This window comes from Kribbella sp. CA-294648 (assembly GCF_050943845.1).
GTDB lineage: Bacteria > Actinomycetota > Actinomycetes > Propionibacteriales > Kribbellaceae > Kribbella.
In genome coordinates this window covers 1,385,171-1,409,123 of the sequence record NZ_CP191981.1, presented here as the reverse complement: position 1 = coordinate 1,409,123, position 23,953 = coordinate 1,385,171, and the positions used below count along the sequence as shown (strand labels likewise).

General features: G+C 68.8%; 19 protein-coding genes. 6 read left to right on the top strand and 13 right to left on the bottom strand.

The features are described 5' to 3' along the window. The first annotated feature begins 134 nt into the window (after positions 1–134). Positions 135–1,127, top strand: a complete 993-nt coding sequence (locus ACQPYM_RS06885) for a malate dehydrogenase (protein ID WP_433016555.1) — start codon at positions 135–137, stop codon at positions 1,125–1,127. Between the two features lie 69 nt (positions 1,128–1,196). Here the strand turns inward: ACQPYM_RS06885 and ACQPYM_RS06880 are convergent, their stop codons facing one another. The 8 genes from ACQPYM_RS06880 to ACQPYM_RS06845 all read right to left on the bottom strand — a co-directional run bounded on the left by ACQPYM_RS06880 (position 1,197) and on the right by ACQPYM_RS06845 (position 14,259). Further along, entirely contained in the window at positions 1,197–4,532 is a 3,336-nt protein-coding gene (locus ACQPYM_RS06880) for a S8 family serine peptidase (RefSeq protein WP_433016552.1), read from the bottom strand. A 143-nt stretch (positions 4,533–4,675) separates the two neighbouring features. After that, positions 4,676–8,020, bottom strand: a complete 3,345-nt coding sequence (locus tag ACQPYM_RS06875; protein WP_433016549.1) for a S8 family serine peptidase — start codon at positions 8,018–8,020, stop codon at positions 4,676–4,678. A 209-nt stretch (positions 8,021–8,229) separates the two neighbouring features. Continuing rightward, complete coding sequence (locus ACQPYM_RS06870) at positions 8,230–9,006, bottom strand: ATP-binding cassette domain-containing protein (RefSeq protein ID WP_433016546.1); 777 nt, start codon at positions 9,004–9,006, stop codon at positions 8,230–8,232. Beyond that, positions 9,003–9,791, bottom strand: a complete 789-nt coding sequence (locus tag ACQPYM_RS06865) for an ABC transporter ATP-binding protein (RefSeq protein WP_433016543.1) — start codon at positions 9,789–9,791, stop codon at positions 9,003–9,005. Before ACQPYM_RS06865 ends, ACQPYM_RS06870 begins: the two co-directional genes overlap by 4 nt. Beyond that, positions 9,788–11,536 (bottom strand): ABC transporter permease subunit, encoded by a 1,749-nt coding sequence (locus tag ACQPYM_RS06860; protein WP_433016540.1) that lies wholly within the window; start codon positions 11,534–11,536, stop codon positions 9,788–9,790. Before ACQPYM_RS06860 ends, ACQPYM_RS06865 begins: the two co-directional genes overlap by 4 nt. Beyond that, positions 11,533–13,017: an ABC transporter substrate-binding protein gene (locus ACQPYM_RS06855; protein ID WP_433016537.1), complete on the bottom strand. Its 1,485-nt coding sequence runs from the start codon at positions 13,015–13,017 to the stop codon at positions 11,533–11,535. The genes ACQPYM_RS06860 and ACQPYM_RS06855 overlap by 4 nt, the downstream gene beginning before the upstream one ends. A gap of 106 nt (positions 13,018–13,123) precedes the next feature. Beyond that, entirely contained in the window at positions 13,124–13,393 is a 270-nt protein-coding gene (locus ACQPYM_RS06850) for a DUF3017 domain-containing protein (RefSeq protein ID WP_433016534.1), read from the bottom strand. After that, positions 13,393–14,259: a bifunctional methylenetetrahydrofolate dehydrogenase/methenyltetrahydrofolate cyclohydrolase gene (locus tag ACQPYM_RS06845; protein ID WP_433016531.1), complete on the bottom strand. Its 867-nt coding sequence runs from the start codon at positions 14,257–14,259 to the stop codon at positions 13,393–13,395. Before ACQPYM_RS06845 ends, ACQPYM_RS06850 begins: the two co-directional genes overlap by 1 nt. Positions 14,260–14,360: 101 nt before the next feature. Between ACQPYM_RS06845 and ACQPYM_RS06840 the strand changes: the two genes are divergently transcribed. The 3 genes from ACQPYM_RS06840 (at position 14,361) to ACQPYM_RS06830 (ending at position 18,314) form a co-directional block, all read left to right on the top strand. After that, positions 14,361–14,912, top strand: coding sequence for a TetR/AcrR family transcriptional regulator (locus ACQPYM_RS06840; protein WP_433016528.1), 552 nt, complete (start codon positions 14,361–14,363; stop codon positions 14,910–14,912). 47 nt (positions 14,913–14,959) lie between these two features. After that, positions 14,960–17,128 (top strand): MMPL family transporter, encoded by a 2,169-nt coding sequence (locus ACQPYM_RS06835; protein WP_433016525.1) that lies wholly within the window; start codon positions 14,960–14,962, stop codon positions 17,126–17,128. A gap of 199 nt (positions 17,129–17,327) precedes the next feature. Continuing rightward, on the top strand, positions 17,328–18,314 hold the full coding sequence (locus ACQPYM_RS06830) for a pirin family protein (protein ID WP_433016522.1): 987 nt from the start codon (positions 17,328–17,330) through the stop codon (positions 18,312–18,314). Positions 18,315–18,319: 5 nt separating this feature from the next. On the opposite strand, the gene ACQPYM_RS06825 is transcribed toward ACQPYM_RS06830, so the two are convergent. Genes ACQPYM_RS06825 through ACQPYM_RS06815 form a run of 3 tightly spaced genes read right to left on the bottom strand, consistent with a single transcriptional unit; the run spans position 18,320 to position 20,229 of the window. Then, a complete protein-coding gene (locus tag ACQPYM_RS06825) occupies positions 18,320–18,952 on the bottom strand; it encodes a phosphotransferase (RefSeq protein WP_433016519.1) in 633 nt (210 codons plus the stop codon). Then, on the bottom strand, positions 18,953–19,642 hold the full coding sequence (locus ACQPYM_RS06820) for a glycoside hydrolase family 18 protein (protein ID WP_433016516.1): 690 nt from the start codon (positions 19,640–19,642) through the stop codon (positions 18,953–18,955). Beyond that, positions 19,639–20,229: a glycoside hydrolase family 18 protein gene (locus ACQPYM_RS06815; RefSeq protein WP_433016513.1), complete on the bottom strand. Its 591-nt coding sequence runs from the start codon at positions 20,227–20,229 to the stop codon at positions 19,639–19,641. Before ACQPYM_RS06815 ends, ACQPYM_RS06820 begins: the two co-directional genes overlap by 4 nt. A gap of 160 nt (positions 20,230–20,389) precedes the next feature. Between ACQPYM_RS06815 and ACQPYM_RS06810 the strand changes: the two genes are divergently transcribed. Beyond that, entirely contained in the window at positions 20,390–21,283 is an 894-nt protein-coding gene (locus tag ACQPYM_RS06810; RefSeq protein ID WP_433016510.1) for a hypothetical protein, read from the top strand. Beyond that, complete coding sequence (locus ACQPYM_RS06805; protein ID WP_433016507.1) at positions 21,280–21,699, top strand: peptidase inhibitor family I36 protein; 420 nt, start codon at positions 21,280–21,282, stop codon at positions 21,697–21,699. Before ACQPYM_RS06810 ends, ACQPYM_RS06805 begins: the two co-directional genes overlap by 4 nt. Positions 21,700–21,754: 55 nt before the next feature. Here the strand turns inward: ACQPYM_RS06805 and purH are convergent, their stop codons facing one another. Both purH and purN read right to left on the bottom strand, forming a co-directional pair. Then, positions 21,755–23,314 carry a bifunctional phosphoribosylaminoimidazolecarboxamide formyltransferase/IMP cyclohydrolase gene (gene purH, locus ACQPYM_RS06800; protein WP_433016504.1) on the bottom strand — a complete coding sequence of 520 codons (1,560 nt, stop codon included), beginning with the start codon at positions 23,312–23,314 and terminating at the stop codon, positions 21,755–21,757. After that, positions 23,311–23,943 carry a phosphoribosylglycinamide formyltransferase gene (gene purN / locus ACQPYM_RS06795; RefSeq protein WP_433016501.1) on the bottom strand — a complete coding sequence of 211 codons (633 nt, stop codon included), beginning with the start codon at positions 23,941–23,943 and terminating at the stop codon, positions 23,311–23,313. Before purN ends, purH begins: the two co-directional genes overlap by 4 nt. Positions 23,944–23,953: the final 10 nt, after the last annotated feature.

Sequence of the window (23,953 nt, the reverse complement as noted above, 5' to 3'; positions counted from 1 at the left end):
TCGGGTCAGCAGAAGGCGGGTCGGCATCCGGCTGATGAACGGGTGGTGTGGATCACCTGACCCACCGTCGCCTACCCGGGGCGGACTTGCTAGCGTCCGAAGGGTCTGTCATTGAATCCTTTGAGGAGCGTGTCGTGAGCAAATCACCCGTCAAGGTGGCCGTCACCGGTGCTGCCGGTCAGATCGGATACAGCCTGCTGTTCCGGATCGCGAGCGGTGCGCTGCTCGGGCCGGACACGCCGGTCGAGCTGCGGCTGCTGGAGATCACCCCGGCGCTGAAGGCGCTCGAGGGTGTGGTGATGGAGCTCGACGACTGCGCCTTCCCGACGCTGGCCGGGGTGGAGATCGGCGACGACGCCAACACCATCTTCGACGGCGCGAACGTGGCCCTGCTGGTCGGCGCCCGGCCGCGGACCAAGGGGATGGAGCGCGGTGACCTGCTGGAGGCCAACGGCGCGATCTTCACCGTCCAGGGCAAGGCGCTGAACGAGCACGCCGCCGACGACATCCGGATCACCGTGACCGGCAACCCGGCCAACACCAACGCGCTGATCGCCCGCAGCAACGCGCCGGACATCCCGGCCGAGCGGTTCTCCGCGCTGACCCGGCTGGACCACAACCGCGCGCTGGCCCAGCTGGCCAAGAAGACCGGCACGCACGTCACCGACCTGAAGAAGCTGACCATCTGGGGCAACCACAGCGCCACGCAGTACCCGGACATCTTCCACGCCGAGGTGGCCGGCAAGAACGCGGCCGAGGTCGTCAACGACCAGAACTGGCTGGAGAACGACTTCATCCCGACCGTGCAGAAGCGCGGCGCGGCGATCATCGAGGCCCGTGGCGCCTCCTCGGCCGCCTCGGCCGCGGCGGCCACCGTCGACCACGCCCGCGACTGGCTGCGCGGCACCCCCGAGGGCGACTGGCTGTCGATGGCCGTCGTCTCGGACGGCTCGTACGGCGTCCCGGAGGGCCTGATCTCCTCCTTCCCGGTGACCACCAAGGACGGCGACTACGAGATCGTCCAGGGCCTGGAGATCAACGACTTCTCCCGCGCCCGGATCGACGCCAGCACCAAGGAGCTCGGCGAGGAGCGCGACGCGGTCCAGGCCCTCGGCCTGCTCGGCTGACCCCAGCACCACCAGGAAACCCCCGGGGAGCAGTTCATTCCCCGGGGGTTTCCGTTGTTGTCGATCAGGTCAGCGCAGCGGGTAGGCCCCGAAGACTGTCTGGTCGGTGGTGTTGCCGGCCACGTCGACGACCTGTGCCTTCAGCGAGACCTTTGCCCCGGCCGGCGTCGCGAAGAGCGCCTTGTAGCCGGTGCCCGTCCGGACGACGGTCGCCGCCTTCCACGTCTTGCCGTCGTCGCCCGACACCTGGACCGTCACCTTCTTGACCGCCGGTTGCACGGCGCCGGGTGTTCCGTCGACTACCAACGGCAACACGGTCACCGGCGTTCGCTTCACCGTGTTCCGGCTGTCCACCTCCGGCTGATACCGAACCGTGTGGACCGGCACCGCGGTCCTCTCCTCCGTCGCCGCCGAGCTGAACGTCACGGTGAGATCCGTCCGGCCCGAGAACGCCGTGTCAGCGCGCGTCCCGGTCGTGACGAACTTGTACGTCGCCTTCTCGGCCGGCAGCCCTTCGGCGACCGCGAACCCGAACGAGTTGGACGAGGCAACCTGCTCGCCGTTGCGGTAGAGCGTGCTGCTCGCGGTGTCGGTCCGCTCGCCCCCGAAGCGTCCGTCGGCATCCCCGTGCTTACCTATCGAGAGATACAGCTCGTTGCCGGTGCGGGTGAGCTGATTGACCTTCGGCACGAACGCAGCGGCGTTCCATCGCTCGTGGTACGTCCGCCCGGGCCGGTACCTGACCGCTTCTCCCCGGCTCCAGGAGCGTCCGAAGGGGTTCCACTCTTCCGGTTCGAACAGCTCCCCTTCCCAGCCCTGGACGTCATCGAGGTAGTACCGGATCGTCCTCGGCAGGTCCACCGGGACATGCGTGGCCGTGCTCACGCCGACGCCGGTCATCCAGGGGCGGATCACCTTGTGCATGACCCCGTCGGTGGTCGCGTTCATCGCATGGTCGACCACGACCAGGTCCTCGGCCTTGACTGTCCGGTGGAACCCCGTGCTGAACTCGCCTGGCTGGGAGTTCGCGATCCCGTACAGGTACGGCGTGTTCCTGAAGTTGCCGTCGGCGCCAGGCACTCCCCACTGGGAGGTGACGTGCCCGGTCATCTCCGCGGCAGGCAGAGCCGGCCCGGTGCTGTAGGTGAAGATCGTGCCGAAGTCGAAGGCTGCCATCCAGGTGAGCAGACCGCCGATACCGTTCGGCGCGGTCCTGGTGTAGCCGACGTCCACGACCGCCGCCCTGGCCTCCGGGTTCGGCACCGAGGTGGTGACCGGCTTGGCCTTACGCGCATCCAGCACCACTGTCTGGTCCGAGGTGAGCTGGATGCTCGGTGCAGCCAGTTTGTAGAACTGGTAGTCCTCCTCGGTGACCGCGAACTCCTGGAACTGGTCGACCAGATACTCCCCCTTCGGCAACCTGATCTTCACCGTGCCGCTGGGGTCGTAGAGGTGTTCGAAGGTGTCGTTCCCGACGCCGGAGAGCAGGGCCGGCCCTTGGTCGTCCGGGGTTCCGTCCGCACGAATCAGCTTGACCGTCAACTCGTAGCTCTCGGCCTCCTTGGTCACCCCCGCCGGTACGACGACCGAAGTGCCGTCGGCCGTCGCGGTGATCCGGCCGGAGTACAGGCCGTCCGGGCCGGTGTGCTTGGTGTTCGAGGTGGCCTGGACCGACGCGGTACCACCGGCCGGTACGGTCACCGTGTTCGCGCTCAACGTCAACGCGCCGGCCGGAGCCGCCGCACCGTCCGCTGTGGTCATCGAGGCGGTCAGCGTCAAGGTGACCGGCTGGTCGCCGAGGTTGCGATAGGTGACGTCCTTGGTCACCGGCTCGTCGTCGGTGTGCGGGAAGGCGGCGACGCCGAACGACACCGACGCCGGCTCGGCGATCACGGTCTGCTTGATCGCCTTGGCCAGGTCGATCCGGCCCGCGCCTTGCTGGAAAGTGGTCTGACCGGCGGCGACCTTCGCCGAGCCCATCAGCGTGCCCTTGAGCTCAGGAGCCTTCCAGGACGGGTGTTGCTGCACCAGCAGCGCTGCGGCCCCGGCGGTGTGCGGAGCCGCCATCGAAGTACCGGACAGCCGCAGGTACTTGTCACCGACCGGCTCGCCGATCGAGGAGTCCTTCGACTTCGCCGCCACGATGCTCGTCCCCGGTGCGGTGACGTCGGGCTTGACGGCACCGTCGCCGATCCGCGGGCCACGGCTGGAGAAGTCGTTCAGCTCGTCCTGCTTGTCCACGTTGCCGACGGTCAGCGCGGCGTCCGCGCTCCCCGGCGAGCCGACCGTCCGGTCTCCCGGACCTGAGTTGCCGGCGGAGATGACGAAGAGGGTGCCGGTGCTCGCGGTCAGCTCGTTCACGGCCGCTTCCAGCGGGTCGAGCTCCGGGAAGTCCTGTCCGCCGAGGCTGAGGTTGACCACGTTGGCCTTGACCTCGTTCGCGGCCCATTCCATCCCGGCCAGGATCGCGGATTCCTGGCAGCCCCAGACCTCGCAGACCTTGCCGTCGTACAGCTTCGCGTCCGGCGCGACGCCCTTGTACTTGCCGTCCGACGCGGCACCGGTGCCCGTGATCGTCGATGCCACGTGCGTGCCGTGGCCGACCACGTCATCGGCCGATTCCTCGGTGAAGTTCTTCGCACCGGCGAGCTGGCTGGCCAGATCCGGGTGGGTGGCATCGATCCCGGTGTCCAGGACGGCGACCGTGACGCCCTTGCCGGTGTAGCCCGCCTGCCAGGCCGCCGGGCCACCGATCTGCGGCACCGACTGGTCCAGCAGGACCTTGCGCTTGCCGTCCAGCCAGATCTTGTCGACGCCGTCGGCCGAGCGGGCCTTGGCGGGACCGGTCAGCGCGGTGCCGGTCAGGAAGGTCCCGGCGTTCTTCTTGCCCACCCGCACGGCCGCGCCGTCGATCGCCGGCAGCTGCCGGGTCACGGTCGCACCAACGGGCGCCGAACGCTTCGCTTTGCCCCGGTAGGTGACCAGCACCGGGATCGAGCTGCTCGACTTGTCGTCGTACCCGGCCTTGATCAGCCCGGCGACGTCGAACAGGCGGCGATCGAGCTGCCCGGTCGCGAGCTGGTGCTGGACGTCGGACGGGATCACGTACGACCCGTGCTTGGTCCGGTAGTTGTTGAAGACTATTTTCTCCCGACCCGGTCCGGGCTCGATGGTCGCCTTGGCCGTGTCGCCGTCGCGGACGGTGACCCGGTCGCCGGTGATCAGCGTGACACTGACAGCCGGTCCGCTTGCGGGGGTTTGTTTCGCAGTACCGGCCGCTGGTCCTGGTGTTGCTGTCTGCGCTGCTACCGCTGGACTGCCGGCGCCGGCCAGGCCGATGCCCACGAGCGCCAGCGACGCGACGGCGGGCAGGCCGAAGCGTCTCGATCTCGAACGGAAAGCCACGAGGGGCTCCTCCCCAGGTTGTGGAATGTCCTCACTACGCAACCCCTAGACGACGCGAAGTGCCTTGGGGGTTGCACAGCCTTGGTGTCCGGAACGCACAACAGGTTCCGGGAAACCCGGAACCTGTTGCGGCGTTCGGTTGATCAGCGGAGCAGGTAGGCCCCGATGACGGTCTGGTCGGTCGTGTTGCCGGCCGCGTCGACGAGGTGAGCCTTCAGCGAGATCGCCCCGCCCTTCGGCGTCGCGAAGATCGCCTTGTAGCCGGCCCCGACCCGTACGACGGACGCCGGCTTCCAGGTCTTGCCGTCGTCACCGGACACCTTCAGTTCCAGCTTCTTCACGGCGGGCAGCGTCGCGCCCGACTGGCCGGTCAGGGTGACCGGCAGCACGGTCACCGGCAACCGTTTCGCCGTGTTGCGGCTGTCCACGGCCGGCCGGTAGCCGACCGTCCGCACCGGGAGGACCTGCTCGGACCCAGCCTGGGCGGAGGTGAACGTGAAGGCCAGGTCGATCTTGCGCGACAGCTTCGTCACCGACGACCGATCCAGCGAGGTGACGAACCGGTACTTCGCCTTCGCCGCCGGCAGGTCTTCGGCCACCATGTCGCCGAACCATTCGGACTGGCCGACCAGCTTCCCGTCCCGGTAGAGCTTGCTGCCCTGGCTGTCCGCGACCGTCGCGCCGCCATGGCCGTCCGCGTCCGTGGTCGAGAAGACGCCCAGTTCGAGCGTGTTGCCCAGCCGCTGCGCGAACAACGGCGTCGGCGCGAACGTCGCCGCGTTGAAGCGCTCCCGGTAGGACCTGCCGGCCCGGTACTTCGTCGCCGGCGAGTCGAGCTCGGTCACGACGGTCGGGAACGGGTCCTCCGGATCGGTACTCGGGATCACCTCGCGGACCGAGGTCTCCCAGCTGACCGCCGCCGTCTCGACGAACAGGGTGGACTTGGCCGGCAGGTCGAAGTTGACGACCGGGACCCAGACCCCGAGGCCGGGCGCGGACGGATAGACGACGCGCTCGGCCCCGCGATCAGCGGTCGCGTTGATCGTCTGCGTCACGGTGGCCAGGTCCTTGGCCCGCACGGTGCGCGCGAAACCGTCGAAGAAGGTCCTCGGCCGCAGGTTCACCAGCCCGTAAAGGAACGGCGTGTTCGTGAACCTGCCCTCGGCGTTCGGCCGGCCCCAGAACGAGCTCACGTGGGAGAGCATCTGCCCCTCCGGCGCCGGCTCGCCCAGTTTGCCGGCGTGCATCCCCTGGAAGTCGAAGCTCAGCATGCTCGAGCTGAGACCGCCGTCTTCCGGGTCCGCGCTGGACCGGTCGTACCCGAGGTCGGCCAGGACAGCTCTGGCGCTCTTGTCCGGGACGGTGGTGGTCACCGGCTTCGCGGTGCGCGCGTCGATCACGACCTTCTGGTCACCGGTCAGCCGCAGCAGCGGCTGGACGATCATGTAGCTGTCCCAGTTCTCCGTGCCGGGCTGCTGCACGTACTGGGTGCCGTCCAGCAGGTAGTCACCCTTGGGCAGCCGTACCTTCACCGTGCCGCTCGGGTGGCTGTAGAAATTGAACCACCGCTGGGTGAGGCCGAACACGAGGCTGCTGCCCTCGGCGAACGGCTTGCCGTCAGGGCCGATCTGGTCGATCGTCAGCGTGTAGCTCTCGACCTCCTTGTTCACCCCGGCCGGAGTGCTCACCGCGACACCTGCCGCGGTGGCGGTGATCCGCCCGGAGTACAGGCCGTCCGGCCCGCTGTGCTTGGTGTTCGAGGTGGCCTGCACGGTCGCTGTACCACCCGCCGGCACGGTCACCGAGCTCGCGCTCAGCGCGAGTGAACCGGCTGGCGCCGGCGCTCCGGCCGATTCCGTCAGCGTTCCGGTCAGGGCGAGGGTGACGGCCTTGTCGCCCAGGTTGCGATAGGTGATCGTCTTGGTCACCGGGGTGTCGTCGGCGTGCGGCCACTGGGCGGTCCCGAAGGAGACACCGCCCGGCTCGGCGATGACGGACTGCCCGATCGCCTTGGCGACGTCGATCCGGCCCGCGCCCTGGTCGAACGTGGTCTGATCGGCGGCGACCTTGGCCGACGCCATCAGCGCGCCTTTGAGCTCGGCCGCCTTCCAGCCCGGGTGCTGCTGGGCCAGGATCGCGGCCGCGCCGGCCGTGTGCGGCGTCGCCATCGACGTACCGGACATCATCACGTACCTGTCGCCGACCGGGTCGCCGATCTCCCCGTCCTTGGACCGGGCGGCGACGATGTCGACACCAGGCGCGGTCACGTCGGGCTTGAGTGCGCCGTCACCGGTCCGCGGGCCACGGCTGGAGAAGTAGGCCAGCTGGTCCTGCTTGTCGACCGCGCCGACGGTCAGCGCCGCATCGGCGCTGCCGGGCGAATCGATCGTGCCCTCGCCGGGGCCGCTATTGCCGGCCGCGATCACGAACAGCGTGCCGGTCTGGGCGGTCAGCCGGTTCACCGCTTCCTCGATCGGGTCGAGCTCGGGCGTGTCCTGACCGCCGAGGCTGATGTTGACGACCTTCGCCTTCACCTCGGTGGCGGCCCACTCCATCCCGGCCAGGATCGCCGAGTCAGGGCAGCCGCCGGCCGAGCAGACCTTGCCGTCGTAGAGCTTCGCGCCCGGTGCGACGCCCTTGTACTTGCCGGCCGACGCCGCCGCCGTACCGGCGATGGTCGAGGCGACGTGGGTACCGTGCCCGATCTGGTCGCCCGCCAGGTCGTCGACGAAGTTCTTCGCGCCGGCCACCTGGCTGGCCAGGTCCGGATGAGTGGCGTCGATCCCGGTGTCGAGAACGGCCACCGGGATGCCCTTGCCGGTGAAGCCCGCCTGCCAGGCCGCGGGCGCGCCGATCTGCGCGACGGACTGGTCGAGCGAGATCTGCCGCTTGCCGTCCAGCCAGATCTTGTCGATCCCGGTGGCCGACCGCGCGGCCGGACTTACTCCATCGAGGAAGGCGGCTGCCTTCTTCTTGTCCACCTTGAGCGCAGCGCCGTTGATCACCGGCAGGTTCCGGCTGACGGTCGCACCGGCCAGGGCCGACCGCTTCGCCTTGCCCTGGTAGGTGACGATGACCGGGATCACCTTGCTCGCGCCGTCGTCGTACCCGGCCTTGATCAGCCCGGCGACGTCGAACAACCGGCTGTCGAGCCGGCCGGCCGTCACGGCCGCGCTCACATCGGACGGGATCACCAGCATCCGGTCCTTGAGCCGATGCGTCCGGAACTGCACGCCCTCGCGGCCCGCCGCGGGCCGGACCGAGGCCTTCGCCGGATCACCACCCCGCAAGGTGACCTGGTCACCCGTCACCAACGTGACGACCTTGTCCGGCGCGGCAACGGCTTTGCCTGCCTTGGGCTTCGCTGTGCCGGCCGGCGCCGGCGGACCTGCCTGTGCCTGCCCGGCGGCGCTGACGCCCAAGCTCAGCACGGCCAGTGAAGCGACGGCGGTCAGCCCGAGTCGCCTCGCTCTGGTTCTGGATTTCACGGTGAGTCCCTCCCAGTCGGTTGTCCTCATCAGGCACCGACCCGGGGCCTCACAGTGCGGATCCGGGGCGGCACACACAGTGAGACGCCGGACTGGTCCAGACCGTTGCTCGCCCGCCGACATTTGCAGCTTCCGGCAAATGACGCCGCCCCTCTTGACACCAGCCAATCAACGCGTCCGATACAGCTCGAGGACGGTCTGGTCGGGGATCAGGCCGGGAAGGACGGTACGGCGGCCAGCAGGGTGCGGGTGTACTCCGTGGACGGGTTGGCGTAGAGCTCGGCGCTGGGGCCGGACTCGATGATCCGGCCTTGCTGCATCACCGCGATCCGGTCCGCGACGTGCCGGACCAGTCGCAGGTCGTGGCAGATGAACAGGTAGCCGAGGCCGAGCTCTTTCTGCAGTTCGATGAGCAGCTTGATCACGCCGGCGCGGATCGACGGATCGAGCGCGGAGACCGGTTCGTCGAGGACGAGAAGCCTCGGATTGCTGGCCAGTGCCCGGGCGATGCCGACCCGCTGGCACTGGCCGCCGGACAGCTCGCGAGGCAGTCGCCCCGCCAGGGACCGGTCGAGTTTGACCAGCTCCAGCAGCTCGTCGACTCGGGCCGGCCCGCCGACCGGATCCCAGCGGCCCTGGACGCGGAGCGGTTCGGCGATCGCGTCGCGGACCCGCAGCCGCGGGCTGAGCGAGCCATAGGGATCCTGGAAGACAGGCTGCAGGGCCGGCCGCAATCCGCGCAGCGCCGCCTTGTCGAGGGTGGCCAGATCGACTCCCTCGAACCGGACCTCACCACCGTCGGGACGGCGCAACCGCAGGACGGCGGCCGCAGTACTGGACTTGCCGCAGCCGGATTCGCCAACCAGCGCAAGGGTTTCGCCCACCTGGACTTCGAACGAGATCCGGTCGACGGCGACCATCGGCTCCGCGCGTCGCCTTCCGGCGTACCGGACGGTGAGGTCGCGGACTTCGAGCAGCGGGGTCATCGGTAGAGCTCCTCGAGCGAGGCGATCAGGTCCGCGGTGTACGGGGAGCGTGGAGCGGTCAGCACCTGATCCACCGGTCCAGACTCGGCCTCGCGCCCGGCCGCCATGATTAGCACCCGATCAGCGAACCCGGCAACGGCGGCCAGGTCGTGCGTCACCAGCACCACCGCCGCGCCGGACTCGTCGCGAACGCGGTTGAGCAGCTCCAGGATTTGGGCCTGGATCCGGGGATCGAGCGCCGTGGTCGGCTCGTCGGCGAAGATCAGCTCGGGTTCGTTGACCATCGCCATCGCGATCACGGCCCGCTGCCGCATCCCGCCCGAGAACTCGTGCGGATACGCCCGCGCTCGCCGGCCCGCCTCGGGAATGCCGACGCGCTCCAACGCCCGGACCGCTGCGTCGAAAGCCGCCTTCCGTCCGCCACCCTGGACCGAGCGAATCGCGATCGCCAACTGCTCTCCGACCGGGTGCACTGGACTGAGCACCGACAACGCATCCTGCGGAACGAAGCTCAGGCGTCGCCCCCGCAGATCGCGGTACGAACTCTGCGCAGCACCGGCCAACTCCCGGCCGGCGAACCGAACGCTGCCCCGCACCTCGGCGCTGGGCCCGAGCAAACCCAGCACAGCCTGGACAGTCAGCGACTTGCCCGCACCGGACTCACCGACGATGGCCAGGATCTCCTTGGGCGCCACGTCGAACGACAACCCTCGTACTGCGGTCACCGGCCCACCCCGGCCGCGGACTGTGACCTCGAGATCCCGTACTTCGAGCAGCGCCGTCATCCCCGAATCCCTTCGGCAGCAGGGGTTCTGCGCGGAGCCGGCAACGTCGAGAGCGAGACGGCCAGCGCTGCCAGGAGCAGGAGCATCGCCACCGGTGCGAGTGCCGCCCACGGTGCGCGCTCCACGTAGGGCAACGACTCGGCCAAGGTCGCTCCCCATTCGGGCGCCGGCGGCTGGGAGCCGAGACCGAGGAATCCCAACGAGGCAAGGGCCAAAGCGATCGCGGGCAACCGGATCACTGCGTGGCGTGCGACCGGACCAGCCACCGCCGGAAGGACGTGCCGGGTGAGGATCCAGGTCGGGCTCGACCCGATGGCGCGTTGCGCGGTCAAATAGCCGGCGGCTCGAGTCTCCTGCACCAGGGCCGCCGCATGTGCGGCGAGCGAGGGCCAGGAGACGAGCGCGACGGCGATCGACGCGCCGATGGTGCCCGGGCCGAGCACGGCCGCGACCACGATGCCGGCGATCACCGGCGGTACCGCGTTCGCAGTCTCGGCAGCGCCGGTCGTCACGCTGGGCAGGAAGCCCGCGACCATGGCCACGACGTACGACGCAAGGCAAACGAGGATGGCCACCCCAGCCGTCGCAGCAGCACCGTGTCCGACTCTGGCAAGAACGTCACGACCGAGGGAGTCGGTCCCGAGCGGGTGCGTCCAGTTGGGCGCAGCAAGGCGAGCGGTCGTGTCGAGTTCCAGTGGTTCGAGGAACAGTCCCCAGCCGATCACAACAGCCAGCAGAACAGCACAGACGATAGGAACCACTCGCTGCAGGCGCCCGACTGTTGTCACCGGCATCGTCAAGGTGAGGGCCTCGTCCCGCAAGCCGGGTCCCAGCAGGCGACGCCTCGTCAGTTGGGCCAGCAGTCCCGCGACTACTCCGAGCAGCACCAGGATCAGTACGGACCCTTGCAACAAAGGCAGGTCCTGCGACTCGGCCGCGTCCAGCGCAGTACGGCCGATCCCTGGTACTGCGAACACGGCCTCCACCGCGACCGCGCCCCCGGTGAGGCCGACCGCCACTAGCCCGAACAGGGGCACGACAGCCGGCACGGCCCGGCGTACTGCGGCTGCTGCGATCCGAGCTGGGGTGCACCCAGCGGAACGCCAAAGGCCGACCCAACGCTCCGCGAACACCGCCGGCAATGTGTCGTCGACCAGCCGTCCCAGGAATCCACCGGCAGGCAGGCCCAACGCCAGCGCCGGGAGGATCAGGTGCTGCCCCCCTTCCCACCCGTACGGCGGGAGCCACCGGAGCCAGACCGCGAAGCCCAGCATCAGCAACGTGGCCAGGAGAAACTCCGGTACTGCGGCCAACGTGCTCGCGGTGACTCCGGTCGGCCCGGTCCGGAGCGTGCCACGAGCGCCACGGATCAACGTGGGCAGGCAAACGGCGACAGCGATGACCACGGCGATCAGCAGGGCGGCCAGCATCATAGTCAGCGAGACGCCGGCTGCGGACAGGATGGACGGCAGGACCTCGTCGCCGCTGGTCCAGGACCGGCCGAAGTCGCCCCGCAGTACTCCGCCGAACCAGCGCCCGAAGAGTTGCAGCGGGCTTTGGTCGAGCCCGAGTTCGGCCCGGATCGCACCAAGCGCCTCAGGCGTCGGTTCCTGGTCGGCGGACCGGGCGCGGAGTACCGACAGAGCGGGATCGCGGCCGGACAGCCAGGGCAGCAGACCGATGACGATGACGACGAGGGCGGTCGCGACGACGCGCGTGATCAGGGCCGTGGCGGCGTTCCTCACCGCAGTTGGGTCTCCGCCGTGACGAGCATCCGCTCCCGCGAGTCCTTGGCGGAGTTCATCAGCTCGGGCGCGTCACCTTGGATGACCCGCTCGTGCAGCAACGGGACGGCCGCGTCGGTGCGGAGGATCGCGGCCTCGGCCTGCAGGATCGCGGCCCGCCGCTCGTCGCCGGCCGGGATCGCCGCCGCCTTGGTCAGCGCCGCGTCGACCGCGGGGTTGCACAACTGGGCGATGTTGAACGATCCCTTGCAGGCGAAATCGCTGTACATGTAGGCGACCGGGTCGCCCGAATCGAGCACGGTGGCCCGGGAGAGGATGAAGGCGTCGAACTTGCCGGCCAGAGCGTCCTCTTCGATGTGGGCGTACTCGCGGACGACCTGCTTCACCACGAAGCCGGCCTTCTGCAGTTGCTGCTGGAGGACCGAGGCCACCTCGGGGAGTTCGGCTCGATCGGTGAAGGTCGCCAGCGTGATCGTCGTACCGGCTGGGGGCTTGGGGGCGGTGCGGTCGGTCAGTTCGGTTCTGCCCTTGGCGGCCCAAGGTAGGGCTGGGCCCAGCAGGCCGGAGGCCAGGTCTGCTCGGCCTTCGTACACGCCCTTGACCAGGGCTTCCCGATCGACGGCGGAGCGGATGGCGGCCCGGAGCGCGGGGTCCTTCAACGGACCTGTTGTGGTGTTGAGGTAGAGGGTGTTCGTCCGGGGCATGGGGACCTCGGCGATGGTCTTGGGCTCGAGCAGAGCCGCCTGGGAGACCGGGATCCCTTCGACCAGGTGGGCCGAGCCGCTCCGGATCGCGGCGGCTCGGGCGGCGCCGTCCGGCACGAAGGAGACGTCGATCCCGGCAGCGTGGGCCTTCTCACCCCAGTACCCGTCGTACCGGTCGAGGCGGGCGCTGCTGGTACCGCGAACCTCGACGAGCTTGAACGGCCCGCTGCCGGTGCCGACCGGGCTGACCCGCTTCCCGGAGTACGCGGCCTTGGCCAGGATCGACAGCTGCGGCGAGGAAAGGCGTTGCGGCACGAGCGGATCGGCCTCGGCGGTGGTGACCAGCACAGTGTTGCCCTTGGCAACTGCTGTGAGCTGGACGCCGTCCAGGATGCGCGGCTTCGGCGACGCGGTGGTGGCCCGCGTCAGCGCGAAGGCGGCGTCCTGCGCGGTCAGCACCGTGCCGTCGTGGAACTTGACGCCGGAGCGGATGGTGAACTCCCAGGTCAGCGGCGTACTGCGCTTCCAGGACGTGGCCAGCGCGGGCTGGGCGTCGCCGAGCTCGTCCAGCTTGATCAGCGTCTCCGCCGTACTCCAGCGGGACAGCTTGAAGGCGTCATCGCTGAACGGCGACAACGCCGACCGCGGCGGCAACATCATCGCCAGCTTGATCCGGCCGTCTCCCTCCGCCTTCGCGGTGGTCTCCGCACCAGCACCGGCAAAACAGCCGGTCAGCAACAGAGACGAGGACAACACAAGGGGGGCGAAAACGCGCACGGGAGCTCTTCCAGGGACGACGGACGGGTCGAGCCGTAAGCTAGCACATGACAATCGTTTTCTTTAAGCGCACCGACAGCTTCGCCCCTGACGGAGCCTGCGCGGATCAGTTGGGGACGATGAGGCCGAGTAGGCCTATTGCTGCGCCTACGCCTGCCAGTAAGGCGGTGTCGAACATTCGGCCTCGGACTCGGAGGAGTCCTGCGGCGGGATCGCTGAGGGTTAGGCGTAGGAGGGCTGCCAGCAGGACGCCGCCGGCGAAGATCAGGACGCCGTTGCGCCAGTCGTAGAAGGTGAGGGTGACCAGGCCGGTCAGCGCCACCAGCCCGGACAGCACCAGCGGCCACTCGCTGCGCCGCTCGGCCTCGCCGGTCATCAGCCCGCCGCGACCGACTGGGCCGCCTCGGCCGCCTCGACGACGTTGGTGAGCAGCATCGCGCGCGTCATCGGACCGATCCCGCCGGGCATCGGCGCGATCCAGCTCGCCACCTCGCGGGCGGCCGGGTCGATGTCGCCGACGATCTTGCCTTCGGCGTTGCGGCTGGTGCCGACGTCCAGCAGGACGGCACCCGGCTTCACCATGTCAGCGGTGATCAGCCCGGCCGAGCCGGCGGCGGCGATCACGATGTCACCCGTCTTGACGACAGCGGCCAGGTCCTTGGTGCCGGTGTGGCACTGGGTGACGGTCGCGTTCTCGGAGCGACGCGTGAACAGCAGGCCCATCGGCCGGCCCGCGGTGACACCACGGCCGACGACAACCACATGAGCGCCGGCGATCGGCACGTCGTACCGGCGGAGGATCTCGACGCAGCCCTTGGGGGTGCAGGGCAGCGGGCCGTCCTGGCCGAGGACGAGCTTGCCGAGGCTCATCGGGTGCAGCCCGTCGGCGTCCTTGTCCGGGTCGATCAGGCCGAGGATCGTGTTGGTGTCGACGTGCTTGGGCAGCGGGAGCTGGACGATGAAGCCGGTGCACTCCGGGTTCTCGTTCAGCTCGATCACCAAGGCCCCGATCTCGTCCTGGGTCGCGGTGGCCGGCAGCTCGACCTGGATCGACGCGATCCCGACCGCCGCGCAGTCCCGGTGCTTACCGGCCACGTAGGCATGGCTGCCCGGGTCGTCGCCGACCAGGATCGTGCCGAGCCCGGGCACGATGCCCTGCTCGGCCAGTTTCGCCACCCGGACCGCGAGCTCACTCTTGATCGCCGCCGCGGTCGCTTTTCCGTCCAGAATCTCCGCTGTCACAACACCGGAGTCTGCCAGGGCCGCCCGCGGCAGCGTGAACTGGCACACAATCCTGACCGATCGGTTGGTAACTGACCGATCGGTCAGTTATGGTCAGGACCATGGCATCCAGTACTCCGGTCCGCGAACGGACCCGGCGCGAGATCGTCCAGCGCGCGATGGAGCTGTTCCAGGTAGCCGGGTACAACGCCACCTCGCTGCAGGACATCGCCACCGCGGCCGGCTGCTCGAAGGCGACCGTGCTGTACCACTTCAACGGCAAGGCCGCTGTCCTGGCGGCCGTCCTCGAGCCGTCCGCGGCCGCACTGGACGAAGTACTCGCCGAGCTGGAAGGACTCTCCCCGGCCGCCGCTCAGGAGCTGGCCATCCGTCGCTTCGTCGAGCTCGCGGTCGAGAAGCGCGGCATCATCAACGTGCTGCAGGACGTCCTGCAGTCGATCGAGGAGATGCCTGAGTTCACGGACCTCGTCGCGGCCGGGATGCGACTGACGGCGTACATGGCCGGCAGTCCGGACCCGCTCGAGAACGCCATCGCCGGCTTCGCGATCGGCGGGCTCCTGAACGAATGCCGGCGCCCGGGCGAGCAGACCGACGACGAACTCCGCACCCTCTGCGACACCGCACTGCGCCGACTGCTCCAGCCACCTGCCTGACCCTCTTCTCCCCTGCCCTCCTGCTCTTAGCGAACGGACGCTTCCTGATGGCCAACCTCCTCTACCGGCTCGGCCGGTTCTCCTACCAACGGCGCAAGCTCGTCGCGGCGATCTGGACCTTCGTCCTGGTCCTGCTCGGGGTCGGCGCGCTGACGCTCGGCGGCCAGACCTCGAACACGTTCTCGATCCCCGGGACCGAGTCGCAGCGGGCGCTCGACGCACTGCAGAAGGACCTGCCGGCCGCCAGCGGCGCCTCGTCGTCGGTGGTCGTGAAGGCACCTGAGGGCAAGACGCTGATGGATCCGGCCGCGAAGGCCGCCGTCGGCGCGACCGTGGCCAAGGTCGCGGCCGTGCCCGAGGTGGCCGCCGCGATCGATCCCTTCACCAGCAAGGCGATCAGCCCGGACGGCCGGACCGGACTGATCAGCGTCCAGTTCGACAAACCGGCCGACGAGTTGGCGAAGGACACCACCGAGGCGTATGACCACCTCTCCGCACTGAGCAGTGGCGATCTGCAGGTGGCGCCGGGAGGACAGATCGTCGGCGGAGCGCCGGAGATCGGGTCTACCGAGGCGATCGGCGTCGCGATCGCGGCCCTCGTCCTGGTCGTCACGTTCGGCTCGCTGGTCGCGGCAGGCATGACATTGCTGACCGCACTGCTCGGCGTACTGGCCGGGATGGCCGGGCTGTTCATCGTCACCTCGTTCGTCGATGTCTCGTCCAGCGCGCCGATCCTGGCGCTGATGCTCGGACTCGCGGTCGGCATCGACTACTCCTTGTTCATCAGCTCGCGGCACCGCACGCAGCTCGCGGCGGGGATGGACCCCGAGGAGTCGGTCGCCCGGGCGACTGCGACGGCCGGCTCGGCCGTGACGTTCGCTGGTGCGACTGTGGTGATCGCGCTGGCCGGGTTGAGTGTGGTCGGCGTTCCGTTCCTGACGGCGATGGGGCTTGCCGCGGCGGCGACGGTACTGACCGCAGTACTGGTTGCGTTGACTCTGCTGCCGGCGTTGCTCGGGTTCATGGGCCGGAAGGTGTTGCCGCGGAAGATCCGCAAGACTGCTGTGACCCCGGCGGTTGAGGGGTTCGGCTTCCGGTGGGCGCGGTTGATGACGCGCTTCCGCATCCCAGTTGTTGCCGTGGGCATCATTGGGCTCGGCGTACTGGCGATTCCGACGCAGGACATGCAGCTGGCGCTGCCCGATGGTGCTTCGGCTGCGGCTGGGACCAATCAGCGGGTTGCCTACGACCTGGCGGCGGCCGCCTTCGGTCCCGGCTCGAACGGGCCGCTGGTCGTCGTGGTGAAGACCGACAGCGCGGCGGCCTCCGGCGTACTGGTCGAGCAGGTCATTGCCAAGAGCAAGACTTTGGGCGACGTGGTCGCCGCGCAGCCCGGCCCGGCCAGCGCTGACGGATCGACCCGGCTGGTCAGCGTGATCCCGAAGAGTGGACCGGCGACCGAGGAGACCGCCGAACTGGTGAAGGATCTGCGGTCCGCGGTGAAGCCACTGGCCACTGGCGACGCGTCGATCTCGATCACCGGCAACACGGCAGTGGGCGTGGATGTGTCGAACAAGCTGACGGCCGCGCTGCCGATCTATCTGCTGGTCGTGATCGGGCTCTCGTTCCTGCTGTTGCTGCTGGCGTTCCGGTCGATCCTGGTACCGCTGAAGGCGACGCTCGGCTTCCTGCTGACGATCGGCGCGACCTTCGGCATCACGGTCGGCGTCTTCCAGAACGGGTGGGGCGCGTCGCTGCTCGGGGTCGACTCCCCCGGACCGCTGGTCAGCTTCCTGCCGATCATCATGATGGGCATCCTGTTCGGGCTGGCGATGGACTACGAGGTGTTCATCGTGTCCCGGGTGCGGGAGGAGTTCGTACACGGCAAGCACGCCACCGAGGCGACCATCCAGGGTGTCGGCCACGGGGCCCGGGTGGTGACGGCGGCCGCGCTGATCATGGCCGCGGTGTTCGCCGGCTTCATCCTGGTCGAGGACCCGATCATCAAGACGATCGGCTTCGGCCTCACCATCGGCGTCCTGATCGACGCCTTCGTGGTCCGGATGGCCGTCGTCCCGGCCGTCCTCTCCCTCCTCGGCGACCGGGCCTGGCACTTCCCGAAGTGGCTGGACCGCATCACCCCCAAGGTAGACATCGAAGGCGACTCCCTCCGCCCGAAAGAGCCGACAGAGAAAGAACTGGTAACCGTCGACTAGCCGCCACGGCTTGCCCGCCGGCTCAGCCCGCCCGGCCACAGGCTCCGGCTGCTTCGACCGGCCTCGCCTTCCTTCCCTTCCGCCGAGCTTCGCGCCCCCAGGGCGCGAAGCTCGGCGTGCTTTTTGCCCCGGAATGCCAAGGGGCTTGCTGGAGTTGTGGCAGGTAGTTTATTCTTGAACCACCACCGAGGAGCCTGACATGCCTGCCGTCACCGTCAGCGACATCACCGTCCTGCCGCGCGTCCACCAGCCCGACCCGGCCGTCGCCAGCGAGCGGGCCGTCCGGTCGGTGACGTCGGCGCCGAGCGGCTACGAGGGCGAGGGATTCCCGGTACGCCGCGCCTTCGCCGGCGTCGACATGCGTGACCTCGACCCGTTCATCCACATGGACCAGATGGGTGAGGTCGAGTACGCGCCGGGCGAGCCGAAGGGCACCCCGTGGCACCCGCACCGCGGCTTCGAGACCGTCACCTACATGCTCGACGGGATCATGGAGCACCAGGACTCCCAGGGTGGCGGTGGCGTCATCTCCAACGGCGACACCCAGTGGATGACCGCCGGCAGCGGCCTGCTTCACATCGAGACCCCGCCGGAGCACCTCGTACTCAGCGGCGGACTCTTCCACGGCATCCAGCTCTGGGTGAACCTGCCGAGAGCGCAGAAGTGGGCAACCCCGAAGTACCAGGACATCCGCGGTGGCGACTCGGCCCTGCTGACCACGCCGGACGGCGGTGCCCTGATCCGGGTGATCGCCGGCTCGGTCGACGGCCACGAAGGTCCTGGCTCGACGAACACCCCGATCACGCTGGTGCACGCGACCGTCAGCCCCGGCGCCGAGATGGTGCTGCCGTGGCAGCCGGACTACAACGCGCTCGTCTACGTGCTCGCCGGTCAGGGAACGGTCGGCGCCGAGCACCGCCCGATCCGCAAGGGCCAGCTCGCCCTCTTCGGCCCCGGCGACACGATCCGTACGGCGGCCGCGCTCTCCCAGCCCTCCGCCGAACCCAACCTGGAGGTCGTCGTCCTCGGCGGCCGCCCGATCCGCGAACCGATCGCGATGGCCGGCCCGTTCGTGATGAACACCCGCGAAGAGGTCATCCAGGCCTTCGAAGACTTCCAGGCGGGCAAACTCGGCTCGATCCCACCTGTCCACGGCCTCGGCACCACGCTGCACGAGTCCAACTGACGCAGCTAGACGCCGGTGTTGTCGAGGTCGATGTAGAACTCGATCCGCGGGTCGTCGGCATCGGCGCCGTAGTACTGGGCAAACCGCCGAGCCGCCGACGGCCCGCCGTACTGCGGATTGAGACTGCCCGAGAGGCTCTTCACCATCAGCGCGACATCGACGTACGGATCCCCGAGCCCCAGCCGGCTGAGATCGAGAATCCCCTTGAATTGCAGGGTTTCGGGATCGATGAAGACATTCGGCGCCGCATAGTCGCCATGCGTGACAACCACCCGCTCGCCAGGAAACGGCGAAACAAACGGGCAGTCCGTCAACCCATGAAGCTCACGAAGCCCATCAGCAACAGCCCGCAGTACTGCGGGCCTGTCGGCGGCCGGCCACGGCTGGGAAGCGTCGCGACCGGGGAGCGCTGAGGTGAGCATCCAGTCGTCGCCACGGTCGACGATCCGCGGACACGGGAAGCCGGTGTCGCCGAGCCAAGCGAGGCGGTCGGCCTCGTTGCCGACACCCGGCCCTTCCTTGTAATAAAGGACTTCCGCACCCCGCTGCAGCCGAACCACCGTCGCCTCGGAGTGCCCAACGTGAACCGGCTCGGCGCTGCTCGCGCCGAACCGGTCCATCAAGAATTCACTGTCCACTCAGCGCAGATTACGGTGCAACGCAGAGATCAGCTCGCCATTTGCGGTGTCACCGTCGAGCGACCAGATCATCGCGCCACCGAGCTTGCGGTCGGAGATGTAGCGCGCCTTGCGCTTCATCTCGATCGGGTCGTCCCAGGTCCAGAACGTCGTACCGTCGAACAGCCAGGCGAAGCCGGCCTTTTCGTCGCGGTGCACGGTGAACGCGGCAGCCTTCGCCTTCAGGAGGCGGTAGTCCTCGTAACCGGCCTCGTACGTCGCCGGCGCGGGGCCGGTGGCGGGCTGGAAGAGGCCGTTGTTCTGGTTGGTCACGCCGGTCCAGCCGCGGCTGTAGAACGGCACGCCCATCACCAGTTTGTTCCGCGGCGCGCCGCGCTCCAGGTAGGCGTCGATCGTCACCTGGGAGCTGAACTCCGCCGTCGACGGGTCACCCGCCGGCCCGTCGATCGCGGACTGCTGGTTCGTCACCGGATCCCACGCGCCGTGGTAGTCGTAGCCCTGCGTCGTCGCGAAGGTCAGGTCCCGGAACACCTGCTTGACCTGGAAACCCCGGTCGATCTGGACCGGGTCGGCGGGCAGGAACGCGGTCAGGTTGTAGCGGCCGCGGAAGGGCCAGGAGGCCTGGTCGAGCTGCTTGCGGTACTCGCGCACCAGCCCGGTGAAGTTCTCGCGATCCTCCGGCCGGATCACGTTGCCGGGGTTGCCCTCGCTGGCCGGCCATCCCAGTCGAGATCGATGCCGTCGAAGACACCCTTTGCGGCTCCGGCCGGTGCACCGGGAAGGTTGCCCTTGATCCACATGTCCAGGCAGGACTTCACATGCGCGGCCCGGTTGGCCGGGAGGGCAGCATCGGAGAAGTACTTCGATCCGGTCCAGCCGCCGAGCGAGATGCTGATCCGCAGCTTCGGGAACTTCTGCTTCAGCTGCCTGAGCTGGTTCAGGTTGCCGGCCAAAGGCTGCCCGGCCTCATCAGCCTTGCCACTAACGCTCTGCTCGGCGGTGAACGGCCGCTGATAATCGGCCCACGGGTCACTGCTGACGCACTTGCCCTGCGCGTCCAGGAAGCCGAACGCGTAGTTCAGGTGGGTGAGCTTGGCGGCCGTTCCGTTCTTGACCAGGTCACTCACCAGGAAGTTGCGGTCGTAGCCGCTCCACTGGGTGTAGTAACCGACAACACGCTTCTGACTGTGCGCCTCGGCCGGCACCGCGGTCAGTCCGACCGGGACCACCACCGCGGCTGCCACCAGCAACGCAAAACTCCGACGTTTCACCGACATGCTTCTCCCCAACGGGCGGTTTGAGGGACAGATGTCGCTCACCATAGGTCGGTAGCAGTTAAATAGGCAACCTCCCTAACAAATAAGGCATGAGAAGCATCACTTCTATCTGTATCTAAGTGAACGCCGTGCGTAACCACGCATGCTTAAAGTCCAGCTCATGTCGACCACGCGCCTCGTCCGGACAGCCGCCGCTGTTGTCCTCATCGCCGCCGCTGCCCTCGGCACCGTCGCACTGACCAGGTCAGGCGGCTCGACCGACGCCAGCGCCGCCGCGGCGCCGATCAGCACTGCCGACCAAGCGCTGCTCCACCAGGCCGAGCAGCGGCTGATCAAGCAGTGCATGACAGCGGCCGGTTTCCGGTACGACGAACGCCCCGTGCCGCCGCCCCGCACCGAACGGCGGTTCGCCTACATCATCGACGACGTCGCCTGGGCCGAGGTGCACGGCTACGACGACCCCAACCCGGCGCCCCGCAGTACGAACCCCAACAGCGCCCACGTCCAGAGCTTGCCCGCAGATGAGGCCCGGCGCTGGGAACGCACGCTGATCGGTGACGGCAAACAGATCTCTTTCGAACTCGGCGACGGCAGCCGGATCTCCACCAGCGACAAGGGCTGCCTGGCCACCGCGCGCCGCGCCCTGTACGGCGACCTGCCGCAGTGGTTCCGCGCTCGCCGGACCGCCGACGGGCTGGTCTACATCGTCTACTCGAAGGTCCACCACGACCCGCGGTACGTCGCCGCCCTGGCCGAATGGGCCACCTGCGTGCGCGGCCGCGGCTATGCCGCTGATACCCCGGGCCGGCTGATGGAGGTCGTGAAGCAGCGCAGCAAAGGCCAGTCACGCCAGGCGATCCGGGCCGCGGAGATCGCCGGCGCGGTGACCGAGGCCGACTGCGCGACCACCACCTCGCTGGCCGGCACCGTCCGCGACCTGCACGCGGAACACCTCACCAAGACCACCGCCGAGACCCGGCGGGAGTTCCAGCAGCTGGAGCGGCTGGAACGGGCCGCACTGCCCAAGGCCACTACCGTCCTCGGGCCTTCGTGACCACTACGACGAAAGAGAAGACCGCCTTGCGATCAACCGCCAAGAGAGTCAGCGCGTTCCTGGCCATCGTTTTCCTGGCCGGCAGCACCACCACCGTGTCCGCCAACGCCGCGACCACCGCGGACCCCGACATCGGCGCCTGCCCCCGGGGCTTCTTCTGTGCCTGGTCCGACGACAACGCCGAGGGCCGGATGGCCAAGTGGGAGGGCGACGACAGCTGGTGGGGCGACGACGGCATGCACGACGACGCCGAGACCATCTACAACAACGGACACCCCGGCACCTATGACGACGTGGTGCTCTACTTCGATGTGAACTACCGGACGATGGCGTTCTGCCTGCCGCAGGGCGACTGGCGCGACTGGGACATGGCGGACAACGACTACGACTCCCACAAGTGGCGCTCCGGCTGCTGAACCGACGCAACAGCCCCCTGCCTTCCGAAACCGGAGGCAGGGGGCTGTCGTAGTACTAGTGGAAGAAGTGCCGAGTGCCGGTGAAGTACATCGTGACGCCGGCCTTGGTGGCGGCTTCGATGGCCAAGTCGTCCCGGATGGAGCCGCCGGGCTGGACTACCGCCTTCACGCCGGCCTCCAGAAGCACCTCGAGGCCATCGGGGAAGGGGAAGAAGGCGTCGGAGGCGGCTACCGAGCCGGCTGCCCGCTCACCGGCGCGGGAGACGGCCAGGCGACAGGAGTCGACGCGGTTGACCTGGCCCATGCCGACGCCGACCGACGCGCCATCAGCAGCGAGCAGGATCGCGTTGGACTTGACCGCGCGGCACGCCTTCCAGGCGAACGCGAGGTCGGCCAGCACCTCGTCGGAGGCGGCTTCGCCCGCGGCGAGGGTCCACTTCGACGGGTCGTCGCCCTCGGCCTGGAAGACGTCCTTGTGCTGCATCAGCAGGCCGCCACTGACCGCGCGGATCTCGACCGGCGGACCGTCCTCACCCGGTGGGGAGACCAGCAGCCGGAGGTTCTTACGCGCCTGCAGGATCTCGACCGCGCCGTCCTCGTACGCCGGTGCGACCAGCACCTCGGTGAAGATCTCCGCGACCTGCTTGGCCAGCTCGACCGTGACCGGCCGGTTGGTGGCGATCACGCCGCCGTACGCCGACACCGGGTCGCACTCGTGCGCTCGCCGGTGCGCCTCCGCGATGTCCTTGCCGACCGCGATGCCACACGGGTTCGCGTGCTTGATGATCGCGACCGCGGGCTCACTGAAGTCATACGCCGTACGCCGGGCCGCGTCCGCGTCGACGTAGTTGTTGTACGACATCTCCTTGCCGTGCAACTGCTCGGCCGAAGCCAGTCCCGAGCGGCCGTTGCTGTAGAGAGCAGCCGGCTGATGCGGGTTCTCGCCGTAGCGCAGTACGGCCTTCTTCTCCCAGCCCGCGCCGACCCAGGCCGGGAAGCCTGTGCCCTCGCTGCTGTCGGTGAGCACGTTGCCCATCCAGGAGGCAACAGCCACGTCGTACTCCGCAGTGTGCACGAAAGCCGCGGCCGCGAGCTTCTGCCGCTGCTCGAGCGAGAAACCACCCTCGCCCAGTACGGCGTACACATCGGCGTACTGGTCCGGCGAGGTCACGACGGCGACGTTCGCGTGGTTCTTGGCCGCGCCGCGGACCATCGACGGGCCGCCGATGTCGATCTGCTCGACACACTCGTCGACGGACGCACCGGACGCGACGGTCTCGCTGAACGGGTACAGGTTGCTGACCAGCAGGTCGAACGGCTCCACCCGCATCTCGGCGAGCTGCTCGACGTGGTCGGGCTTGCGGACGTCGGCGAGCAGCCCGGCGTGCACCTTCGGGTGCAGCGTCTTGACCCGCCCGTCGAGGCACTCGGGGAACCCGGTCAGCTCCTCGACCTTGGTCACCGGCACGCCCGCGGCAGCGATCCGGCCGGCGGTCGAACCGGTGGACACGATCTGGACGCCGGCCTCGGACAGCGCCTTGGCGAGCTCCTCCAGACCGGTCTTGTCGTAGACGCTGATCAGCGCCCGGCGGATCGGCCTGCGGTCGGTGCTCACTTCGTGGTGACCTTTCGTCCGGTGATGGTCCAGCCGTCGCGGACCAGCCGGCCGACCCACTCCACCAACTGGCGGCGCTCGACCTCCTTGATCCGCTCCGTCAGGGTGTCTTCGGTGTCGTCGTCCTCGACCGGTACGGCGACCTGGGCGATGATCGGCCCGGTGTCCACCCCGCCGTCGACGAAGAACAGGGTCGCGCCGGCCACCTTGACGCCGTACTCGAGCGCGTCGCGCGGTCCGTGGATGCCGGGGAAGGCCGGCAGCAGCGCGTTGTGGGTGTTGATGTAGCGATCCCCGAAGCTCGCCAGGAAGTCGTCACCGACCAGCTTGAGGAAGCCGGCCGAGATGACCAGGTCAGGCTGGTACTGCGCGACGGACGCGGTCAGCGCGCGATCCCAGTCGGCCCGCTCGGGGTAGTCCTTGACCTTGTGCACGAACGTCGGTACTCCGGCCGCGACGGCCCGGTCCAGCCCGGCGATGCCTTCGCGGTCCGCGCCGACGGCCACCACCGAGGCGCCGTACGCCGGATCGGCGCACGCGTCGAGCAGGGCCTGCAGGTTCGAGCCGGAACCCGAGATGAGCACGACGAGGCGCGCGGGCTCGGGCGTGGGCGCAACCGGGTCTGTCACGCGGCAAACC

Bases quoted from the DNA above. Each gene is read 5' to 3' on its own strand.
- ACQPYM_RS06830 (WP_433016522.1), top strand. From the start codon at position 17,328: ATGCCTGCCGTCACCGTCAGCGACATCACCGTCCTGCCGCGCGTCCAC.
- ACQPYM_RS06810 (WP_433016510.1), top strand. From the start codon at position 20,390: ATGTCGACCACGCGCCTCGTCCGGACAGCCGCCGCTGTTGTCCTCATC.
- ACQPYM_RS06835 (WP_433016525.1), top strand. From the start codon at position 14,960: ATGGCCAACCTCCTCTACCGGCTCGGCCGGTTCTCCTACCAACGGCGC.
- ACQPYM_RS06870 (WP_433016546.1), bottom strand. From the start codon at position 9,006: ATGACCCCGCTGCTCGAAGTCCGCGACCTCACCGTCCGGTACGCCGGA.
- ACQPYM_RS06865 (WP_433016543.1), bottom strand. From the start codon at position 9,791: ATGACGGCGCTGCTCGAAGTACGGGATCTCGAGGTCACAGTCCGCGGC.
- ACQPYM_RS06840 (WP_433016528.1), top strand. From the start codon at position 14,361: ATGGCATCCAGTACTCCGGTCCGCGAACGGACCCGGCGCGAGATCGTC.
- ACQPYM_RS06850 (WP_433016534.1), bottom strand. From the start codon at position 13,393: ATGACCGGCGAGGCCGAGCGGCGCAGCGAGTGGCCGCTGGTGCTGTCC.
- ACQPYM_RS06815 (WP_433016513.1), bottom strand. From the start codon at position 20,229: ATGTCGGTGAAACGTCGGAGTTTTGCGTTGCTGGTGGCAGCCGCGGTG.